Origin of the sequence: Marilutibacter spongiae (assembly GCF_014145325.1) — a bacterium.
GTDB classification, from domain to species: domain Bacteria; phylum Pseudomonadota; class Gammaproteobacteria; order Xanthomonadales; family Xanthomonadaceae; genus Marilutibacter; species Marilutibacter spongiae.
The window spans coordinates 41,620-60,085 of record NZ_JACHTF010000014.1; the positions used below are offsets into that span (position 1 = coordinate 41,620).

16 protein-coding genes are annotated in these 18,466 nt (G+C 70.7%); 9 read left to right on the top strand and 7 right to left on the bottom strand.

Annotated elements, in window-relative coordinates:
* Positions 1–3: 3 nt before the first annotated feature.
* The 4 genes from H4F98_RS12645 to H4F98_RS12660 form a co-directional block, all read right to left on the bottom strand.
* Positions 4–1,221 (bottom strand): efflux RND transporter periplasmic adaptor subunit, encoded by a 1,218-nt coding sequence (locus tag H4F98_RS12645; RefSeq protein WP_425487605.1) that lies wholly within the window; start codon positions 1,219–1,221, stop codon positions 4–6.
* Between the two features lie 47 nt (positions 1,222–1,268).
* The gene (locus H4F98_RS12650; protein ID WP_182688206.1) at positions 1,269–2,714 is read right to left on the bottom strand and encodes an efflux transporter outer membrane subunit; all 1,446 of its coding nucleotides are present in this window, start codon (positions 2,712–2,714) and stop codon (positions 1,269–1,271) included.
* 4 nt (positions 2,715–2,718) lie between these two features.
* Positions 2,719–3,168 (bottom strand): MarR family winged helix-turn-helix transcriptional regulator, encoded by a 450-nt coding sequence (locus H4F98_RS12655; protein ID WP_182688207.1) that lies wholly within the window; start codon positions 3,166–3,168, stop codon positions 2,719–2,721.
* A gap of 105 nt (positions 3,169–3,273) precedes the next feature.
* Positions 3,274–4,068 carry a cytochrome C assembly family protein gene (locus tag H4F98_RS12660; protein ID WP_182688208.1) on the bottom strand — a complete coding sequence of 265 codons (795 nt, stop codon included), beginning with the start codon at positions 4,066–4,068 and terminating at the stop codon, positions 3,274–3,276.
* Positions 4,069–4,203: 135 nt separating this feature from the next.
* Here H4F98_RS12660 and ffh point away from each other — a divergent pair, with 135 nt between their 5' ends.
* The 8 genes from ffh to H4F98_RS12700 all read left to right on the top strand — a co-directional run bounded on the left by ffh (position 4,204) and on the right by H4F98_RS12700 (position 13,331).
* Positions 4,204–5,571 carry a signal recognition particle protein gene (ffh, locus tag H4F98_RS12665; protein WP_182688209.1) on the top strand — a complete coding sequence of 456 codons (1,368 nt, stop codon included), beginning with the start codon at positions 4,204–4,206 and terminating at the stop codon, positions 5,569–5,571.
* Positions 5,572–5,663: 92 nt separating this feature from the next.
* Positions 5,664–6,836 carry an acyltransferase family protein gene (locus H4F98_RS12670; RefSeq protein WP_182688210.1) on the top strand — a complete coding sequence of 391 codons (1,173 nt, stop codon included), beginning with the start codon at positions 5,664–5,666 and terminating at the stop codon, positions 6,834–6,836.
* A gap of 239 nt (positions 6,837–7,075) precedes the next feature.
* Entirely contained in the window at positions 7,076–10,360 is a 3,285-nt protein-coding gene (locus H4F98_RS12675; RefSeq protein ID WP_246373173.1) for a S8 family serine peptidase, read from the top strand.
* 174 nt (positions 10,361–10,534) lie between these two features.
* Positions 10,535–10,804, top strand: a complete 270-nt coding sequence (gene rpsP / locus H4F98_RS12680; protein ID WP_182688212.1) for a 30S ribosomal protein S16 — start codon at positions 10,535–10,537, stop codon at positions 10,802–10,804.
* 28 nt (positions 10,805–10,832) lie between these two features.
* Positions 10,833–11,354 (top strand): ribosome maturation factor RimM, encoded by a 522-nt coding sequence (gene rimM, locus H4F98_RS12685; protein WP_220479206.1) that lies wholly within the window; start codon positions 10,833–10,835, stop codon positions 11,352–11,354.
* A gap of 147 nt (positions 11,355–11,501) precedes the next feature.
* Complete coding sequence (gene trmD / locus H4F98_RS12690) at positions 11,502–12,293, top strand: tRNA (guanosine(37)-N1)-methyltransferase TrmD (protein WP_182688213.1); 792 nt, start codon at positions 11,502–11,504, stop codon at positions 12,291–12,293.
* A gap of 122 nt (positions 12,294–12,415) precedes the next feature.
* On the top strand, positions 12,416–12,802 hold the full coding sequence (gene rplS, locus H4F98_RS12695; protein ID WP_141519391.1) for a 50S ribosomal protein L19: 387 nt from the start codon (positions 12,416–12,418) through the stop codon (positions 12,800–12,802).
* A gap of 97 nt (positions 12,803–12,899) precedes the next feature.
* Complete coding sequence (locus H4F98_RS12700; RefSeq protein ID WP_182688214.1) at positions 12,900–13,331, top strand: RNA-binding S4 domain-containing protein; 432 nt, start codon at positions 12,900–12,902, stop codon at positions 13,329–13,331.
* Positions 13,332–13,345: 14 nt separating this feature from the next.
* Here H4F98_RS12700 and H4F98_RS12705 read toward each other — a convergent pair whose 3' ends face one another.
* On the bottom strand, positions 13,346–13,966 hold the full coding sequence (locus tag H4F98_RS12705; protein ID WP_182688215.1) for a DUF937 domain-containing protein: 621 nt from the start codon (positions 13,964–13,966) through the stop codon (positions 13,346–13,348).
* A 62-nt stretch (positions 13,967–14,028) separates the two neighbouring features.
* Complete coding sequence (locus tag H4F98_RS12710; protein ID WP_182688216.1) at positions 14,029–14,505, bottom strand: Lrp/AsnC family transcriptional regulator; 477 nt, start codon at positions 14,503–14,505, stop codon at positions 14,029–14,031.
* Positions 14,506–14,596: 91 nt separating this feature from the next.
* Between H4F98_RS12710 and H4F98_RS12715 the strand changes: the two genes are divergently transcribed.
* Positions 14,597–15,796, top strand: a complete 1,200-nt coding sequence (locus tag H4F98_RS12715; protein WP_182688217.1) for a trans-sulfuration enzyme family protein — start codon at positions 14,597–14,599, stop codon at positions 15,794–15,796.
* Positions 15,797–16,141: 345 nt separating this feature from the next.
* Here the strand turns inward: H4F98_RS12715 and katG are convergent, their stop codons facing one another.
* Complete coding sequence (gene katG / locus H4F98_RS12720) at positions 16,142–18,394, bottom strand: catalase/peroxidase HPI (RefSeq protein ID WP_182688218.1); 2,253 nt, start codon at positions 18,392–18,394, stop codon at positions 16,142–16,144.
* Positions 18,395–18,466 lie beyond the last annotated feature (72 nt).

Sequence of the window (18,466 nt, forward strand, 5' to 3'; positions counted from 1 at the left end):
CGCTCAGCCCCGGTCCGCGGCCTGGTCGTCGCGCGACGTGCGCGCGCTGCGCGGCAGGTTGTCGTTGATGACCTGCTCGATCAGGGCGTCGGCCTCGGCCAGCTGGTTGGCATAGGTGCGCGTCGACAGCACCGGGGCGCCGGAGTCGCGGGCTTCCGACAGCACCGGGCCGTCCTGGTCGCGCACCGACACGTCGGCGTGCATGCTCAGGCCCAGGCGGAGCGGGTGCTCGGCGAGCTGGCGGCCATCGATCTCGATGCGGACCGGCACGCGCTGGACGATCTTGATCCAGTTGCCGCTGGCGTTCTGCGCCGGCAGCAGCGAGAACGCGCTGCCGGTGCCCATGCCGAGGCTGGCGATGCGGCCGTCGTACTCGACGTCGTCGCCGTAGATGTCGGCGTGCAGCTTGACCGGCTGGCCGATGCGCATGTGGGCCAGCTGGGTTTCCTTGAAGTTCGCCTCGATCCACACCTGGTCCAGCGGGACGACCGTCATCAGGGGGGTGCCGGGCTGGACGCGCTGGCCCAGCTGCACGGTGCGCTTGGCGGTGAAGCCGTCGATCGGGGCGAGGATCGCCGAGCGCTGCTTGTCGAGGTAGGCGCGACGCAGCTGCGCCGCGGCGGCCTGGACCTGCGGCTGGCTGGCGACCTCGGTGGCATCGACCAGGGCCTTGTTGCGCGAGAGGTCGCCGGTGGACGCCGCGACGGCGGCCTGCGCGGCGGCGAGCTGGTCGCGGGCATGCGCCAGCTCCTCGGCCGAGACCGCGCCGCTGGCCACCAGGCCCTCGCGGCGGCGGACGTCGGCACGCGCCTTGTCCAGCGCCACCTGCTGCGCCTTGAGCTGGGCCTGCCCGGCGTCCACGGCGCTGTACAGGCCGCGCACCTGGCGTACCGTGCCGGCGAGGTTGGCCAGGGCCTGCTGGTAGGCGACGTCGGCGTCGTCGGGGTCGAGCTGCACCAGGGTCTGGCCGGCCTTGACCTTCATGCCTTCCTCGGCGCCGATGTCGATCACCGTGCCCATCGTCTGCGGGGTGATGGTCACCACGTCGCCCTGGACGTAGGCATCGTCGGTGCTCTCGTGCCAGCGGGCGACGAGGAGGTACCACGCCGTCCAGGCGACGCCTGCCACGACCACGACGGTCGCGAGGATCGCCAGGGCCTTGCGGCGCCGGCCATTGCGCGCCGGCGGGGTGGCCGGGGCGGCGTTTGCGTTGGGATTGATCTTGCTGGTCATCGGTGTGCCTTGGGGGATCCGGGGACGCGGGGCGTTCAGTGGGTGGAGGGCGGTGCGGGCAGTTCGAGGCCGCCGCCCAGGGCTTCGTCGAGGTCGATCGCGGCGACCAGGCGCTGGGCGCGCAGGCCGGCGAGCAACTGGTCGAGCTGCAGCAGCGGTTGCTGGGCCGCGAGCACGTCGAGTTGGGTGCCCAGGCCCGCGTCGTAACGTTGGGTGGCGAGCTGCCATGCCTGGTCGGCGGCGTCGCGCGCTTCGGTCGCGGTGGCGATGCGCGCATCCAGTGCGCTGGCGCCCTGGACAGCGTCGGCCACCTCGCGCAGCGCGGCCGCGAGGCGTCCGTTGTAGTCCGCGGCGGCGAGGTCGAAGTCGGCGTCGCTGGCGTCGAGCCGGGCGCGCAGGCGACCGCCGTCGAAGATCGGCAGGCTGATCGCCGGGCCGCCCTGGATCAGGCCGGCTTCGGTGCGGAACAGGTCCGACAGGCCGATCGAGGCCAGGCCGACCATCGCCTTGAGGTTGACGGTCGGATAGAACGCGGCCTGGCTGGCGTCGATCCCGCGCAACGCGGCTTCGGCGCGCCAACGGGCGGCGACGATGTCCGGGCGGTGGCCCAGCAGTTCACTGGGCAGCACGTCGGGCACGCCGGGCGCGGGTGCCTGCAGGAGGGTGGGGCGGGCGATCGCCAGGCCCCGGTCGGGGCCCTGGCCGAGGAGGGCGGCGATGGCGTTGCGCGCTTCGTCGATCCGCTGCTGGGCCGCTTGGCCCTGCTGGCGGGCTGAGGCGACGCTGGCCTGCGCGCGTTCGAGCTGCATGCGGTTGTCGAGTCCGGCGCGGACGCGCTTGCCGCTCAGGTCCTGGAGGCCGGCCGCACGCGCTTCTTCCGCGCGCGCGACGTCCAGGTCGTCGTAGGCACCGGCCAGCGCCACGTAGGCGCGGGCGATGTTCGCCGACAGCGTCAGGCGGGCGGCCTGCGCATCGACTTCGGCCGCGCGGGCCTGGCCGAGCGCGGCCTCCCACTGGGCGCGTTTGCCGCCCCAGAAGTCGAAGCTGTGGTCGAACCCGAGGCTGAGCAGCTCCACGCCGGAGTATTCGCCGCCGATCGGTGCGGGGGCGACTGTCTCGCCGATCCTCAGGCCCGAGTACTGGGCGGTGGCGCCGATCGTGGGCTTGCGCTGGGCGTCGGCCAGGCCGGCGCGCGCGCTGGCCTGGCGCAGCCGCGCGTCGGCGGCGTCCAGGCTCGGGTTGCCGCGCAGCGCTTCCTCGACGAGGGCATCGAGCTGGGGATCGCCGAAGGCGGTCCACCAGTCGAGGTCCGGGAAGGTCGCGTCGCCGCGCGCATGCGCGGCCAGGCTGTCGCGCGTGGCGAGGCCGTCGGCGGGGGCCAGCTGGCCCACGGGCTCCAGCCCGCCGCTGGTGGCGCAGCCGACGAGGCTGGCCAGGAGCAGCGGCAGGGCGAGCCGGGAGGGGAGGGGAATGGGTCGCATCGGTTCAGGCCCCGTAGGCGGTGAGGTTGTCGCGCACGCGGACCAGCAGGGCCAGCAATTGCGCCTGTTCGTCGGCATCCATGTCCTTCATCGCCTGCTCGCGGACACGGGCACCGCATTCGTTCACGTCCACCCACAGGCGGCGACCGGCCTGGGTGAGCTCGATGACGAGGGCGCGACGGTCGGCCGGATCGGCATTGCGGACCAGCAGGCCGCGGGCCTCGAGCTTGTCGAGCAGGCGGGTCATGGCGCCGGGGTTGAGCTCGGCGGCGCGCGCCAGCTCGCTGGCGCCCTGGCTGCCGTCGGCCAGCTTCTTGATGGTGATGTACTGGCTGAAGCTCAGGTCGTGGCCGGCCTCGGCCAGCTCACGCGCCATGCGGGCCCACATGGCGTCGCGGACCTGGCGGAAGAGCAGGCCCAGCGAGGAGCCCGTGCAGGGGGAAGGCGTGTTCATGGGCGCCATTTTCGTAGCCCACGCAATAGTTGTCAAGGCAAATATTTGGCATCGGGATATTCCCGCTGCGCAACGCAGCGTTCCATCAGCCGGGTCTACAGGGAGTCAGGCGCCGCGCCGCAGGATCAGTTCGAGCACGTACTTGCTGCCGAAGAAGGCCAGCACCAGCAGGCTCATCGCCACCAGGGTCCAGTGCACGGCCTTGGCGCCGCGCCAGCCGTGGCGCCAGCGCCCCAGCAGCAGGCCGCCGAACACCAGCCAGGACAGCACGCTCAGCACGGTCTTGTGGACCAGGTGCTGGGCGAACAGGTTCTCCACGAACAGCATCCCGGTCAGCAGGGTTGCCGTGAGGAGGATGAAGCCGACCGTGATGGTCCGGAACAGCAGGCTCTCCAGTTCCACCAGCGGCGGCAGTGCGCGCAGCCAGCCGTGGATCTCGCGCCTGCGGAGCGCGCGCTCCTGCAGCCACAGCATCACCGCGAGCAGCGCGGCCACGGCGAGCGTGGCGTAGGCTAGCAGGGCCAGCCAGGCATGCAGTTGCAGGCGCCAGTCCAGCGATCGCGCCACGCCGGGTTCGTGCATGAAGTCCGCGGCCAGCACTGCCGCCGCCAGCGGGAAGACCACCACGCCCAGCGCGGACATGCGGCCCCGGGTGGCGAAGACCGCGGTCAGGCCGGCCATGCCCAGGCCGACCAGCGACAGGGCGGCGAAGAAGTGCAGGTCGGCGCGCCCGGTCGCGCGCCAAGCGATGACGTGGGCGAGTGCGTGGCACGCGGTGCCGGTCCAGGCCAGCCACCACCACGGGCGGGGGCCGCCGGCCGGGCGGCCGTTGCGCAGTTCGCCGACCAGCAGGCCGGCGGCCGCGAGGTAGGCGATGATGGCGATGAGAACGATTGTCATCGGCGGAGTGTCGCACAGCCGCCGGTCGGCCGTATGGCCGCGATCGACGCGCGATGGCGAATTCCGCCGCCGTCCGGGCCCGTCGCCGCGGGGCGCTATAATCCGCGCCCGCCCCCGTTTTCCGGTTTCCCTGCGATGTTCGAATCCCTGACCCAGCGACTTTCCGGCACCATCGAGCGCCTGCGCGGCCGTGGCCGCCTGACCGAGGAGAACATCCGCGAGTCCCTGCGCGAGGTGCGCATCGCGCTGCTCGAGGCGGACGTGGCACTGCCGGTCGTCCAAGCGCTGATCGAGCGCATCAAGGTCCGCGCGGTCGGCCAGGAAGTGCTCAAGTCGCTGACCCCGGGCCAGGCCCTGATCAAGGTCGTGCGCGACGAGATGAGCACGGTGATGGGCTCGGCGGCCGCCGACCTCAACCTCAACACCTCGCCGCCGGCGGTGATCCTGATGGCGGGCCTGCAGGGCGCGGGCAAGACCACCACGGTCGGCAAGCTGGCCAAGCACCTCAAGGAGCGCCGCAAGAAGAAGGTCATGGTGGTCTCGGCCGACGTCTACCGGCCGGCCGCGATCGAGCAGCTGCGCACGCTCGCCGAACAGGTCGGCGTGCAGTTCTTCCCCTCCAGCGCCGACCAGAAGCCCGAGGCGATCGTCCGCGCGGCCATCGACGACGCCCGGAAGTCCTACGTCGACGTCCTGCTGGTCGACACCGCGGGCCGCACCAGCATCGACGATGCGATGATGGCCGAGATCAAGGCCCTGCACGCGGCGGTCGATCCGGTGGAGACCCTGTTCGTGGTTGACGCGATGACCGGCCAGGACGCCGCGGTCACCGCCAAGCACTTCAGCGAGGCCCTGCCGTTGACCGGCGTGGTGCTCACCAAGACCGACGGCGACGCCCGTGGCGGTGCCGCGCTGAGCGTGCGCTACATCACCGGGCGCCCGATCAAGTTCATCGGCGTCGGCGAGAAGCCCGATGGCCTGGACGTGTTCCACCCCGATCGCATCGCCAGCCGCATCCTCGACATGGGCGACGTCCTGTCGCTGGTCGAGCAGGTCGAGCAGCAGGTCGACCAGGACAAGGCGAAGAAGCTCGCCGAGAAGGTCGCCAAGGGCAAGAAGTTCGACCTCAACGACATGCGCGACCAGCTCGAGCAGATGCAGAACATGGGCGGTCTGTCGGGCCTGATGGACAAGCTGCCCGGCGTCGGCCAGATCCCCGACCACGTCAAGAGCCAGGTCACCGGCAAGGAAGTCCCGCGCATGGTCGCCATCATCGGTTCGATGACGCTCAAGGAACGGCGCAACCCGGCCCTGCTCAACGGCTCGCGCCGCAAGCGCATCGCCAGCGGCGCCGGCGTCACCCCGGCCGACGTCAACAAGCTGATGAAGCAGTACCAGCAGATGGAAAAGATGATGGGCAAGCTGGGCCGCGGCGGCATGAAGGGCATGATGCGCGGCATGAAGGGCATGATGGGCGGGCGCGGCGGCATGCCGTTCCGCTGAGGGATCCACGCGCTGCCTCCCCGGCGCGCGCTGGCCTTCCCCCACGATCGATCGCGTTGTGAAGGGAGAGACGGTCGCGCAGGGGGCGACGGGTGGCAGCAGTCCCACAATCGCAGGCGGGTGACGCCGGCCTGTATTTCCCGTCGCTCGACGGGTTCCGCGGCTTTGCCTTCATGGGCATCGTCGCCGCGCATGTCTTCCAGTTGTGGGAAGGCGTGGAGATCCCCTGGCAACTGAAGGTGCCCAACCTGCTCGTGCATTGCGCATGGGCGGGCATCGACGCGTTCTTCGTGCTGTCGGGCTTCCTGATCACCGGCATCCTGCTGCGCCTGCGCGGGCGCGAGCGCGCGCTCAGGTTGTTCTACTTCCGCCGTACCCTGCGCATCTTCCCGCCGTACTACACCCTGCTGCTCCTGCTGTTCGCATGGCTGGCGTGGAGTGCCGGCGACTGGCGCGCGCCCTTCGAACCCGCGCGGCTGTCCTACTGGGTCTACCTGCACAACTTCGCGATCAGCGCGCAGGGCTGGGACGCGTTCCGGCCGCTCTCGCACCTGTGGTCGCTGGCGATCGAGGAGCAGTTCTACCTGCTCTGGCCCTTGCTGGTGCTGATGCTGCCGATCGGCCGCCTGCGCTGGGTCCTGTTCGGCTTCCTGCTGTTCGCGCCGCTGCTGCGCCTGGCCATGACCGTGCAGGGCAGCTCGTACGTGCCGATCTACGTGCTGCTGTTCACGCGACTGGACGCGCTCGCGGGGGGCGCGCTGACCGCGCTGATGGCCGCCACGCCGGAGGGGCGCGCGCGCCTGGGAACCTGGGGGCCGCGCATGGTCGCCTTCAGCCTGGTGGTGATCCTGGCCTTCTACGTGCTGCGCCACGGCTATCTGCTGGACGACCCGCTGGTTCAGGTGGTCGGCTACAGCGTGAACATCGTCGGTGCGGTGGGCGTGCTGACCTCCCTGGCGTTCGCGCCGCGCACCCTGGGACTGCGCGGATTCTTCGCCTGGGGCCCGTTCCGCTGGCTGGGCAACCGCAGCTACGGCGGCTATCTCTACCACTGGCCGATCGCGATCGTGGTCCACCAGTGGCTGCTGCCGCTGGGCATGACGCCGCTCTGGAGCCTGGTCGACACGATGCTGGCCACCACGGCCTTGACGCTGCTGGCGGCCGAGGCGAGCTGGCGCCTGATCGAGCGGCCCTGCCTGGGCTTGCGGCACCTGTATCCCCCGCGGGTCGCGCCGGTCGATGTCTCCCGGCCGGTGGCCGAGTAGGGACCGGCCGGCGCGCCGTCTGACGAGCGGTCGCCCCGACGTATTGCGCACGGCCCGGCGGCTCGCCTACATTCCGTGATGTTGCGCACGCTTCGGCGCAGCGCCTCCCGTGGGCCTGGCATGGCGGAAACCGCGGAGGGGCGAAGTCACAGGGGGAGAAGCGGAATCACCATGTTCATACATGCCGCCGACCAATGACGGTCGGTTGGTGATCCGTTCGCATCATGAGGGGAAATCAGATGCTCTCTTACACCAGACTGGGTGTCGCGCTCGGCACGGCCGTGCTCGTGGCCGCCGTCGGCGCGACGACCCCGGGCGCCTCGGCGCAGGCTTCGGGCAAGGCGCCCGCCGTCGCGGAACCCGACAACAGTCCGCGGCAGATCTACATCGTCGGGTACGTCGAACCCGCGCTCGCCAACTACGACGGCGACCGCGCCGGCATTCCCGCGCCGCGCCGCCAGGGCGGCGCCGGTGGTCGCATCGACGTCCAGAGCAGCGAGGCTCGCGCATACGTCGCCGACCTCGCGCGCCAGCAGGGCGAACACGTCGCACGCGCGGGCCGGATGCTCGGCCGCCAGTTGCAGGTGCGCAGGCGCATGCAGCATGCGCTCAACGGCGTGGTCACCGACCTCACGCGCAACGAAGCCGCCGCGCTGGCCGGCATGGCCGAGGTGGCGTTCGTCGAGCCCTATCGCGAATACGAAATGGATACCGACGCCGGCCCGCAGCGGATCGGCGCGGATACCGTGTGGGCCAGCGGCAGCGGCCTGCCGCCGGGACAGACACTGCCCGGATCGCCGAAGCTGCCCGGTGCGCGCGGCGAGGGCATCGTGTTCGGCATCGTCGACTCCGGCATCAATTTCGGCAGTCCCTCCTTCAGCGCCGTCGCCAGCGACGGCTACCACCACGTCAATCCGAACGGCGCGGGCAACTACCTGGGCACCTGCGCGCCCGGTGGCGTCGACGAAGGACGATGCAACGACAAGCTCATCGGCGGCTACGATTTCGTCTGCGAGGCGCCGGGCAACCGCTGCGGCGTCGCCGGCATCCTGGAGGAGCCGGGCTTCGGAGACACCAACGGGCACGGCTCGCACACGGCGTCGACGGCGGCGGGCAACCCGCGCACGGTCGAGTTCCGCGGCGCGAGCGTGAACATCTCCGGCGTGGCGCCGCGCGGCAACATCATCGCCTACGACGTGTGCTACACGCGCACCAGCGACGGCAACGGGCTGTGTCCGAACGTGTCGTCGGCGGCGGCGATCGACCAGGCCGTGGCCGATGGCGTCGACGTCATCAACTTCTCCATCGGCGGCGGTGCCGCGCCCTGGAGCGAGGCGGTCTCCCAGGCGTTCCTGGGCGCATCGGACGCCGGCGTGTTCGTCGCGGCATCGGCGGGCAATTCCGGCCCGGCGGCCGGCACCCTGGGCCACCATGAGCCCTGGGTGACCACCGTGGCCGCGGCCACCCATGGCCGCCAGGGCTTCGAGTTCATCCTCGACCTCACCGGCCCCGGCGCACCGCCGGCCGCGGTCCAGGGCGTGGTGCTCACGCCCGGCGGCAGCGGCGTCGCGCACGAGTCGGCCATTCCCGGCACCACGGCCTTCGTGGTCGCGCCGGACTTCGACAGCGGCAGCGACGCGTGTTCGGCCTATGGCGGCAACGTGTTCCAGGGCGCGATCGCCTTCGTCCGCCGCGGCGGCTGCTCGTTCAGCATCAAGACCAACAACGCGTCCGCGGCGGGCGCGATCGCGGTGGTCATCGCCAACAACGCCGACGGCGGCCTGAGCCCCTCCGTCCCCGGCACCACGATCCCGGCCTTCGCGATCACCCGCGCCGACGGCGACGCGGTGCGCGACTTCGCCAGCGGAGTCTCGGCCACGGCGGCGATCGGCTATCCGGCGCAGGTCATCGCCAACAAGCCCGACGTGCTCGGTGCCTTCAGTTCGCGCGGGCCGGCCAACTACGAGCTGGTCAAGCCCGACATCACCGCGCCGGGCGTGGCGGTGCTGGCCGCCGACGCCGGGTCGACCATCGAGGGCTTCGAAGACCTGGTGGGCCTGAAGAACGGCACGTCGATGGCGTCGCCGCACGTCGCCGGCGCCGCCGGACTGATCAAGCAGTTGAACCCGACCTGGACGCCCGCCGAGATCAAGTCGGCGCTGATGATGACCGCCGACCAGGAGGTCTACATCGAGGACGGCGAGACCCGGGCCGACGCCTTCGCCATGGGCGCGGGCCGCGTCCAGGTGCGCAATGCCTCGCGCACCGGCCTGGTCATGGACGAGACCACCGCCAATTACCTGGCGGCCAATCCGGTGGAAGGCGGCGACACCAGCACGCTCAACCTGCCGAGCATGAACGAGCAGGCCTGCGTGGGCTTTTGCACCTTCACCCGCACCTTCCGCAGCGTGCGTCGCCCGAACGTGTTGTGGACCGCGCGCCTGGAAGGGGTCAAGGGCATCGTCTGGCCCGCGCTGTTCATGGTGAAGGGCGACCAGGAGGTCTCGCTCACCGTGATCGTGGATGGCCGCAAGCTTCCGGCGGACGACAGCTGGAACTTCGGCAAGCTGGTGCTGGAGCCGGTCGGGCACTCGCCTCACGTGGCGACCCTGCGCCTGCCGGTCGCGGTGTCGGTACCGTCGCCGCGCATCGCCACCGCGCCGGAGGATGGCGCATCGTTGACGCTCAAGGCCGGCCGCCGGGGCGTGGTCGCCGCGAAGGTCGCCAACGAAGGCGGTGGCTGGCTGGAGTGGAGCCACCAGGCCAGCGGTGCGGTCAGCGACGTGGTCTATGCCTCGACCAGCGAGGGCGTGACCACGGGCACCCTGAGCGCCTACATGCCCGACTACGGTTCGGGCTTCTACGCGGCCGACGACTTCGTGATGGAGGAGGGCGGCGCGATCGACTTCCTGGCCACGCGCGGTTTCGTCGTCAGCGGCGCCAGCCTGCAGTCGACCGCGAGCAGCATCACCTGGTCGATCTACGCGGACGATGGCGGCAAGCCGGCCGGCTATCCGCGCACGCCCGGCTCGACGCCGCCGTTGTGGACGTACACGGCGGCGCCCAACAGTGCCGGCATCGGCGTATCCGATGGTTGGCTGCAGTTCGATCCGACCCTGGCCGGACAGGACGTGCAACTGCCGCCGGGGACCTATTGGCTGCACGTGCACGTCGAGACCCTGCTCGCCAATCGCTGGGCCTGGTACCAGTCGCTGCAGGGCATCGGCGGGCAGGCCCAGGTGGTGCAGTCGCCCGAACTGGGCGGCACCTGGGGCGCGACCTCGGCGACCAACCCGGGCCTGGCCTTCCAGGTGAACGCCGCTTCGCAGTGCGGCGCGGCGTGGATCGGTTCGGTGCTGCCCGGCAGTGGCCGCGTCTACGGCGGCACCGACCGCACGGTGCTGCTGAGCCTGAACGCGGCCGGCCTCGCGCCGGGTGAATACCGCGCGCGCGCCTGTTTCGCCAGCAACGACCCCAGCCAGCCGGTGGCCAGCCTGCCGGTCAGGTTGACCGTCACGCCCTGACGGGCGGAGCGGACCGGGGCGGGCATCGCCCGCCCCGGTCTCCCGGCGGCAGTTGGGACGCCGCGCGCGTTCAGCCCCGGCGGTGGCGGGATCTTCCATTGACCCGGGGCCTGGGCTAGAATTGCCGGCTTACCTCGCCGTCCTGGCGACTGGGCAACACAGGAAACCGAAAAGATGGTCAAGATCCGCCTGACGCGTGGTGGCGCCAAGAAGCGCCCCTTCTACCACATCATCGTCACCGACAGCCGCAACCCGCGCGATGGCCGCAACATCGAGCGCCTGGGCTACTACAACCCCGTTGCCACCGGTGGCGAGAAGCGCATCGAGCTCAACACCGAGCGCGTCAAGCACTGGGTGGGCACCGGCGCGCAGCTGACCGACAAGGTCGCCACGCTGTACAAGGAAGCGCTCAAGGGCGCCGACGCACCGGCTGCCAAAGCCTGAGTGCGGGGCTGCGTCGAGGCGCGGCCGCATGACCGTGGAAACGCCAGGGCGCCGCATCCTGCTGGGCAGGGTGCTTGGCGCCTTTGGCTTGCGTGGTGAACTGAAGTTCGAGTCCTGGACCGAGCCGCGCGAAGCCCTGTTCCGCTACCAGCCCTGGATCCTGCGCGACGCGCAGGGCAACGAGCGCCAGGTCAGCGGCGCGCGCGGCAAGGCCAGTGGCAAGTACCTGGTGGGCCACTTGCCCGACGTGATCGACCGCGATGCCGCGGAAGCCGCGCGCGGCACCGAAATCTACATCCCGCGCGACGCGTTGCCTCCGCCCCGGCCCGGCGAGTACTACTGGGCCGACCTGGAGGGCCTGCGCGTCGTCAATGCCGAGGGCATCGACCTGGGCACGGTCTCGCATCTCTTCTCGACCGGGGCCAACGACGTCCTGGTCGCGCGCGACGACGAGCGCGAGCGCATGATTCCCTTCGTCCAGCCGCAGTACGTGACCGGCGTGGACTTCGAGACAGGCATCGTCAGCGTCGACTGGGACGCGGATTTCTGAAGCCACTGGCGCGGGATTGAAGTCCCGCCCCGCATGCATGCGACCGCTCGGGGACCCACCGGGCTCCCTGACGCGATAGAGTCGCTTCCCGCTTCCCGCTTCCCGCTTCCCGCTTCCCCATTCCCCATTCCCCATTCCCACGCAGCCATGCGCATCGACGTCGTCAGCCTGTTCCCGGAGTTCATCGCCCAGTGCGCCGCATTCGGCGTGGTGGGACGTGCCGGTGAGCGCGGCCTGATGTCACTGCACGGCTGGAACCCCCGCGACCACGCCGAGGGCAACTACCGGCGGGTGGACGACCGGCCCTTCGGCGGCGGCCCGGGCATGGTGATGCTGATCGACCCGTTGCGCGCGTGCCTGCGTGCCGTGCGCGAGGCCGACCCGCGTCCGGCCCGCGTCATCTACATGAGCCCCCAGGGCCGTCCCCTGGACCAGGCCAAGGTGCGTGAATTGGCGGCCTGCGAGCGGCTCATATTGCTGTGCGGGCGCTACGAAGGCGTCGACGAGCGGTTGCTGCAGGCCGAGGTCGACGAGGAACTCTCGATCGGCGACTACGTGCTGTCGGGGGGCGAACTGGCCGCCGCGGTGGTCGTGGACGCGGTCGCGCGCCTGCAGGACGGGGCCCTCAATGACGCCGAATCCGCGGTCCAGGACAGCTTCGAGGACGGCCTGCTCGACTGCCCCCACTACACGCGCCCGGTGGCGCATGAGTTGGGTGTCGTGCCCGAGGTGCTGATGTCGGGCAATCACGCCCGCATCGCCCGTTGGCGGCGGATGCAGGCGCTCGGCCGGACCTGGCTGCGCCGTCCCGATCTGATCGACGAGGCCGCGCTCACGCCCGCCGACCGCGCCCTCCTGGAGGCGTGGAAGGCCAGTGACGAGGGTGTCCAGCCCCTGCCGGACGGCCATGCCGGGGAGTCGCCTGAACAGGCGGAGTAGACGCCCGTCCGGCCAGTGGCGCCCGGGCCGGGAAATCCGTTACAATTAGCGGCTTACGTTCCAACCAGCCAGACGCGGGTCCACGTGCACTCGCGCTACAACGACTCCAACAGGCCAGAACCATGACCCAGCCCTCTCTCAATACGCTTCTGCAGAACTTCGAAGCCGAGCAGGAACAGCGCGAGCTGCCCGAGTTCGGTCCCGGCGACACCGTGGTCGTCAACGTCAAGGTGAAGGAAGGCAACCGCGAACGCCTCCAGGCCTATGAGGGCGTCGTGATCGCGCGCAAGAGCGCCGGCCTGAATTCCTCCTTCACCGTGCGCAAGATCTCGCACGGCTTCGGCGTCGAGCGCGTGTTCCAGAGCCACAGCGCGATCATCGATTCGGTCAGCGTGAAGCGTCGCGGCAAGGTCCGCGCCGGCAAGCTGTACTACCTGCGCGGCCTGGAAGGCAAGAAGGCGCGCATCAAGGAAGACCTGGCGGCTTACGCGAAGGCCAAGGCCAAGTAAGACCCACCCGCCCGGGTTTCCGCAGCGGCCGCCCCATGGGCGGCCGTTTGCGTTCTGGCGCCGACCCGCCGGCGAACGAGCCGCTAGACTTCCTCCCATGGCGCACATTCCATCCCCGGGCGGCAGCCCGCCCGCCGACGAGGCGGCCACGGTACGACTCGACCTGTGGCTCTGGGCCGCCCGTTTCTTCAAGACGCGCGGCCTGGCGCGGCAGGCGATCGAGAACGGAAAGATCGAGGTCGGCGAGCAGCGGCCCAAGCCCTCGCGCTCGGTGCGGGTGGGCGATGCCCTGCGCGTCGCGCGCGGCGAGGAGCTGTTCGACGTGCGGGTCCTGGGCCTGAGCGATACGCGCGGCCCGGCCACGGTCGCGCGCACCCTGTACGAAGAGAGCGAGGCCTCGCGTGCGGCGCGCGAACAGGCACGTGCCCTGCGCGCGGCCGCCCACGCCGGCTACCGGGCGCCGGAGGGCAAACCCGACAAGCGGGCCCGGCGGCTGATCCGCGCGCTGGGCGACATCGACGCGACCTGATCCGGCGGAGCGCCTCAGCGCCCGCCCAAGAGCGAACCGCCCAGGCGCAGGAGGTCGCCCAGGTCGGTATCGCCGTCGCTGTCCTGGTCGAGGACCGCGCCCAGCAGGCCACCCGCCAAGCCGCCCGACTCGCCGATGCGCCGGCTTTCCTCGCCGAGCACGCTGCCCAGGCTTTGCGGCGTCGGCGACAGCGGCGTGGTGCCGGCGGGCGCCGGATCGGAGGAGAACATCCGCCGGGCCAGGTAGGCCATGACCAGGGGCGCGAGCATTTTCAGCAGGCTGCCCGCGCGATCGCCGTCCAGGCCGGTGCTGGCCTCTATGCCACGAATCGCGGTCTGCTGGCGTCCGCCCAACACGTGTTCGAGGATGCCAGCGCCCTGGCCGCCGCCGCCCAGCACCGCGCCCAGCACGCTGCCGACGTCCTCGCCGGCGTGGTCGCGCTGCAGCGCGCCGAACAGTGCGTCGGCGCCTTCCGGCTGGCTGGCGTTGCGGCCCAGTGCGCCCAGCAGCAGGGGCAGGGCGGTGGCGACGGCGCCTTGGACCTGGCTGTCGGACAGGCCGAGCTGGCGGCCGATGTCGGAAAGGGGTTGGCCCTGCAGGCGGCCGAGGAGGTCCTGTGCGATCGGGCTGGTCATGGGCGTTTCATCCGTAGGTGCGGGGTTCCATCCTACGCCCGATGACCGTCCCCGGAGCGCGCTCAGGGATCCGGCGATCGGAAGACCGGCAGTTCGGTGTTGCGGCGGAACTCGAAGATCAGCTGCGTCTGGATGTGCGCCACTTCCTCGCGCTCGGTGAACGCGGTCAGGGCGAATTCGCGCAGGTGGTCGCTGTCGCGCACGCCGACGTGGACGAGAAAATCGTCTGCGCCGGCCAGGTGGTAGAAGGCGAGCACTTCCTGCAGGCCCTGCAGGTGGCGGTGGAAGCTGTCGACCATCGCGCGCGAATGGCGGGCGAGCCGGACCACGACCATGGCCTGCAGCCCGATGCCGATCGCGGCCGGGTTGATCTCCGCGTGGTAGCCCTGGATCGTCCGCGACTCGTGCATGCGGCGGATGCGCTCCAGCGCCGTCGAGGGCGCGATCCCGGCTTTCTCTGCCAGGGTCTTGTTCGGCAGCCGCGCATTCTTCCGCAACAGCCGCAGCAGGGCGAAGTCGGTTCGGTCGAGTCGGAACATTCCGGGGCCTTGACGAATATCGTTCGGCCGTCAGGTTATCAGGCGCAGGTGTTTCTAGTATCGGGGGGATATCCGACGAAATGGTGCTGCCATGACCCGATTTTCGACCCGTGCCGTGCACGCCGGCCGCGACGAGCTGCGCGAGCTCGGCGTCCACGCCCCGCCGATCGACCTGTCCACGACCTATCCGGTGACCGACCTGGAAGCGGGCACCGCCAGCTTCGACGCCCTCGTCGGGGGCCAGGCCCGCGCCGGCAATCCGATCTATGCCCGTCTGCACAACCCCACGGTGGCCCGCGTCGAGGACGCGCTGGCCGCGCTGGAGGACACCGGTGCCTGCGTGGCCTTCGGCTCGGGCATGGCGGCGCTGACCGCGGTCCTCATGGCCCGTCGCGCCCACGGCGCCCACGTGCTGGTGGTGCGTCCGCTCTACGGCACCTCCGACCACTTGCTGGCCAGCGGCCTGTGCGGCATCGAGGCCGAGTTCGTCGAAGCGGGCGAGATCGCGTCGCGTCGACGCGCCGACACCACGCTGGTGATCGTCGAGACGCCGGCCAACCCGACCCTGGACCTGGTCGACATCCGCGCGGTCGTGGCCGCCGCCGGCGACGTGCCGGTGCTGGTCGACTCGACCTTCGCCACGCCGGTGCTGCAGAACCCGGCCGCGCTGGGCGCTCGCTACGTGCTGCACAGCGCGACCAAGTTCCTGGGCGGGCATGGCGACGTGATCGCCGGCGTGGTGTGCTGCGCCGACGAGGACGCCCGGCCCCTGCGCACGGTACGGGCAGCGACCGGCGGCCTGTTGCATCCACTGGCGGCCTACCTGCTTCACCGCGGCCTGCCGACGCTGGCCCTGCGCGTGGAGCGCGCGCAGGCCAATGCCGAAGTGCTTGCCGAGCGGCTGCAGGCGCATCCGCGCGTCGCGAAGGTGTTCTACCCCGGGCTGGGGACGGTGAGGAACGCCGCGCTGCACTGGACCCAGATGCGCGGCCCTGGTTGCCTGGTGGCGTTCGAACTGGCGCAGGGCCATGCCGCCGCGGCGTCGGTGATGCGCGAAGTGAAGCTGCTGACGCCCGCGGTCAGCCTGGGCTCGGTCGACACCCTCATCCAGCATCCGGCCGGCCTGACCCATCGCGTCGTCGGCGAGGCCGACCAGCTGGCCCATGGCATCACGCCTGGACTGCTGCGCATGTCGGTGGGCATCGAGCATGTCGACGACCTGTGGGCGGACCTGTCGCGCGCACTGGAGGCGGTGCCGGCTGGCGTGCAGCGGGACGCAGCGGCGGCGTAGTCGAGCGCACGCATGGCGCACGATGGGTTTTGCTTCGCGCTACCCATCCTACGACCCGGCCTCTCATCGCGCTTCGTAGGGTGGGTAGAGCCCAAGGCGAAACCCACCGTGCGCGCAGCCGCACGCAGGACGCACGATGGGTCTTCCTTCGCGCAACCCATGCGAAGAGCAATTTGGGGTCTGCCGGCAACGTAGCCCGGGCAAGCGAAGCGCGCCCGGGGCCCCGCGCGGGATCCGTCCGGGCGACGTGGATGCTGGCGGCCTGCCTTGCTCCGGCCCCCGGCGGACGCACAAGGAAGAAGCCCGGCGGATGCCGGGCTTCTTCGCGAGCACGCGTCGGACTGCTCAGGCGAGGTCGAAGCGGTCCAGCTCCATGACCTTGTGCCAGGCGGCGACGAAGTCCTTGACGAACTTGTCCTGCCCGTCGGCGCTGCCGTAGACCTCCGACAGGGCGCGCAGCACCGAATTCGAACCGAAGACCAGGTCCACGCGGGTGCCGGTCCACTTGAGGTCGCCGCTCTTGCGGTCGCGGCCCTCGAAGGCGTCGCGCGCATCGGACGTCGGCTTCCACTCGGTGCCCATGTCGAGCAGGTTGCGGAAGAAGTCGTTGCTGAGCACGCCGGGGCGATCGGTGAACACACCGTGCCCGGACTCCCCGCTGTTCGCGCCCAGCACGCGCAGGCCGCCGACCAGGGCGGTCATTTCCGGCGCGGTCAGGGTGAGCAGCTGCGCCTTGTCCACGAGCAGGTGTTCGGCCGGGATGGCGTAGCGGGCCTTGGCGAAGTTGCGGAAGCCGTCGGCGACGGGCTCCAGCGGTGAGAAGGAGTCGACGTCGGTCTGCGCCTGCGAGGCATCGGTGCGACCGGGCGAGAACGGCACGCTCACCTGGACGCCGGCCTCGCGCGCCGCCTTCTCGATCGCGGCGCCGCCGCCGAGCACGATCAGGTCGGCGATCGACACCTGCTTGCCGTTGGCCTGGGCGCCGTTGAAGTCGGCCTGGATTCCCTCGAGTGCCTTGAGCACCTTGCCCAGGCGGGCCGGGTCGTTGGCCGCCCAGTCCTTCTGCGGGGCCAGTCGCACGCGCGCACCGTTGGCGCCGCCGCGCTTGTCGCCGCCACGGAAGGTCGAGGCCGAGGCCCAGGCCGCGGCGACCAGGTCGCCGACCGCGAGACCGGAGGCGAGGATCTTCTCCTTGAGCGCGGCGATGTCCTTGTCGTCGATCGCCGGGTAGTCGGCGGCCGGGACCGGATCCTGCCAGATCAGCGCCTCGTCAGGCACTTCCGGACCGAGGTAGCGGCTGCGCGGTCCCATGTCGCGATGGGTCAGCTTGAACCAGGCACGGGCGAAGGCGTCGGCGAACTGGTCGGGGTTCTCCAGGAAACGGCGCGAGATCTTCTCGTAGGCGGGATCCATGCGCAGCGAGAGGTCGGTGGTGAGCATGGTCGGCAGGATCTTGCGGTCCTTGTCGTAGGCATGCGGGATCGAAGGCTCCGCGCCCTTGGCGACCCACTGGTGGGCGCCGGCCGGGCTCTTGGACAACTCCCACTCGTGGCCGAAGAGGTTCTCGAAGAAGCTGTTGCTCCACTGGGTGGGGGTCTTCGACCACGTGACCTCCAGGCCGCTGGTGATGGTGTCGGCGCCCCTGCCGCTGCCATGGCGGTTGTGCCAGCCGAAGCCCTGGGCCTCGAGTTCGTCGGCTTCCGGCTCGGAGCCCACGTTGTCGGCTGCGGCCGCGCCATGGGTCTTGCCGAAGCTGTGGCCGCCGGCGATGAGGGCGACGGTTTCCTCGTCGTCCATGGCCATGCGGCCGAACGTATCGCGGATGTCGTGCGCCGCGGCGATGGGGTCGGGGTTGCCGTCCGGGCCTTCCGGGTTGACGTAGATCAGGCCCATCTGCACCGCGGCCAGGGGGTTCTCGAGCCGGCGGCTGTGTTCGTCGCCGTCGGCGTCGTCGTCGGACACCAGCACGGCATGGTCGCCGCCCTTGACCACGCCTTCGTCGCCGTGGGCGTAGCGCACGTCGCCCCCCAGCCAGGTGGTCTCGCGGCCCCAGTAGACGTCCTGGTCGGGTTCCCAGGTGTCCTCGCGGCCGCCGCCGAAGCCGAAGGTACGGAAGCCCATCGTCTCAAGCGCCACGTTGCCGGCGAGGATCATCAGGTCGGCCCAGGAGATCGCCTGGCCGTACTTCTGCTTGATCGGCCACAGCAGCCGGCGCGCCTTGTCGAGGCTGACGTTGTCCGGCCAGCTGTTGAGCGGGGCGAAGCGCTGCTGGCCACGACCGCCGCCGCCGCGGCCGTCGCCGATGCGGTAGGTGCCGGCGCTGTGCCAGGCCATGCGGATCATCAGCCCGCCGTAGTGGCCGAAGTCGGCCGGCCACCAGTCCTGCGAATCGGTCATCAGGTCGGCCAGGTCCTGCTTGAGCGCCGCATAATCCAGGCCCTTGAAGGCCTTGGCGTAGTCGAAGCCGGGGTCCAGCGGGTTGGAGCGCGCGGAATGCTGGTTGAGCAGGTCCAGACGCAGCCGGTTCGGCCACCAGTCCTGGTTCTGGGTACCGCCACCGGCGGTGGCGTGGAAGGGGCACTTCTTCTCGCTGGACATGGTCGATCTCCTTGGGCCATTCGCGCCCGGACCCATGTCCGGGCATTCAGTAGGGTGCGTCGCGCGCGGCGT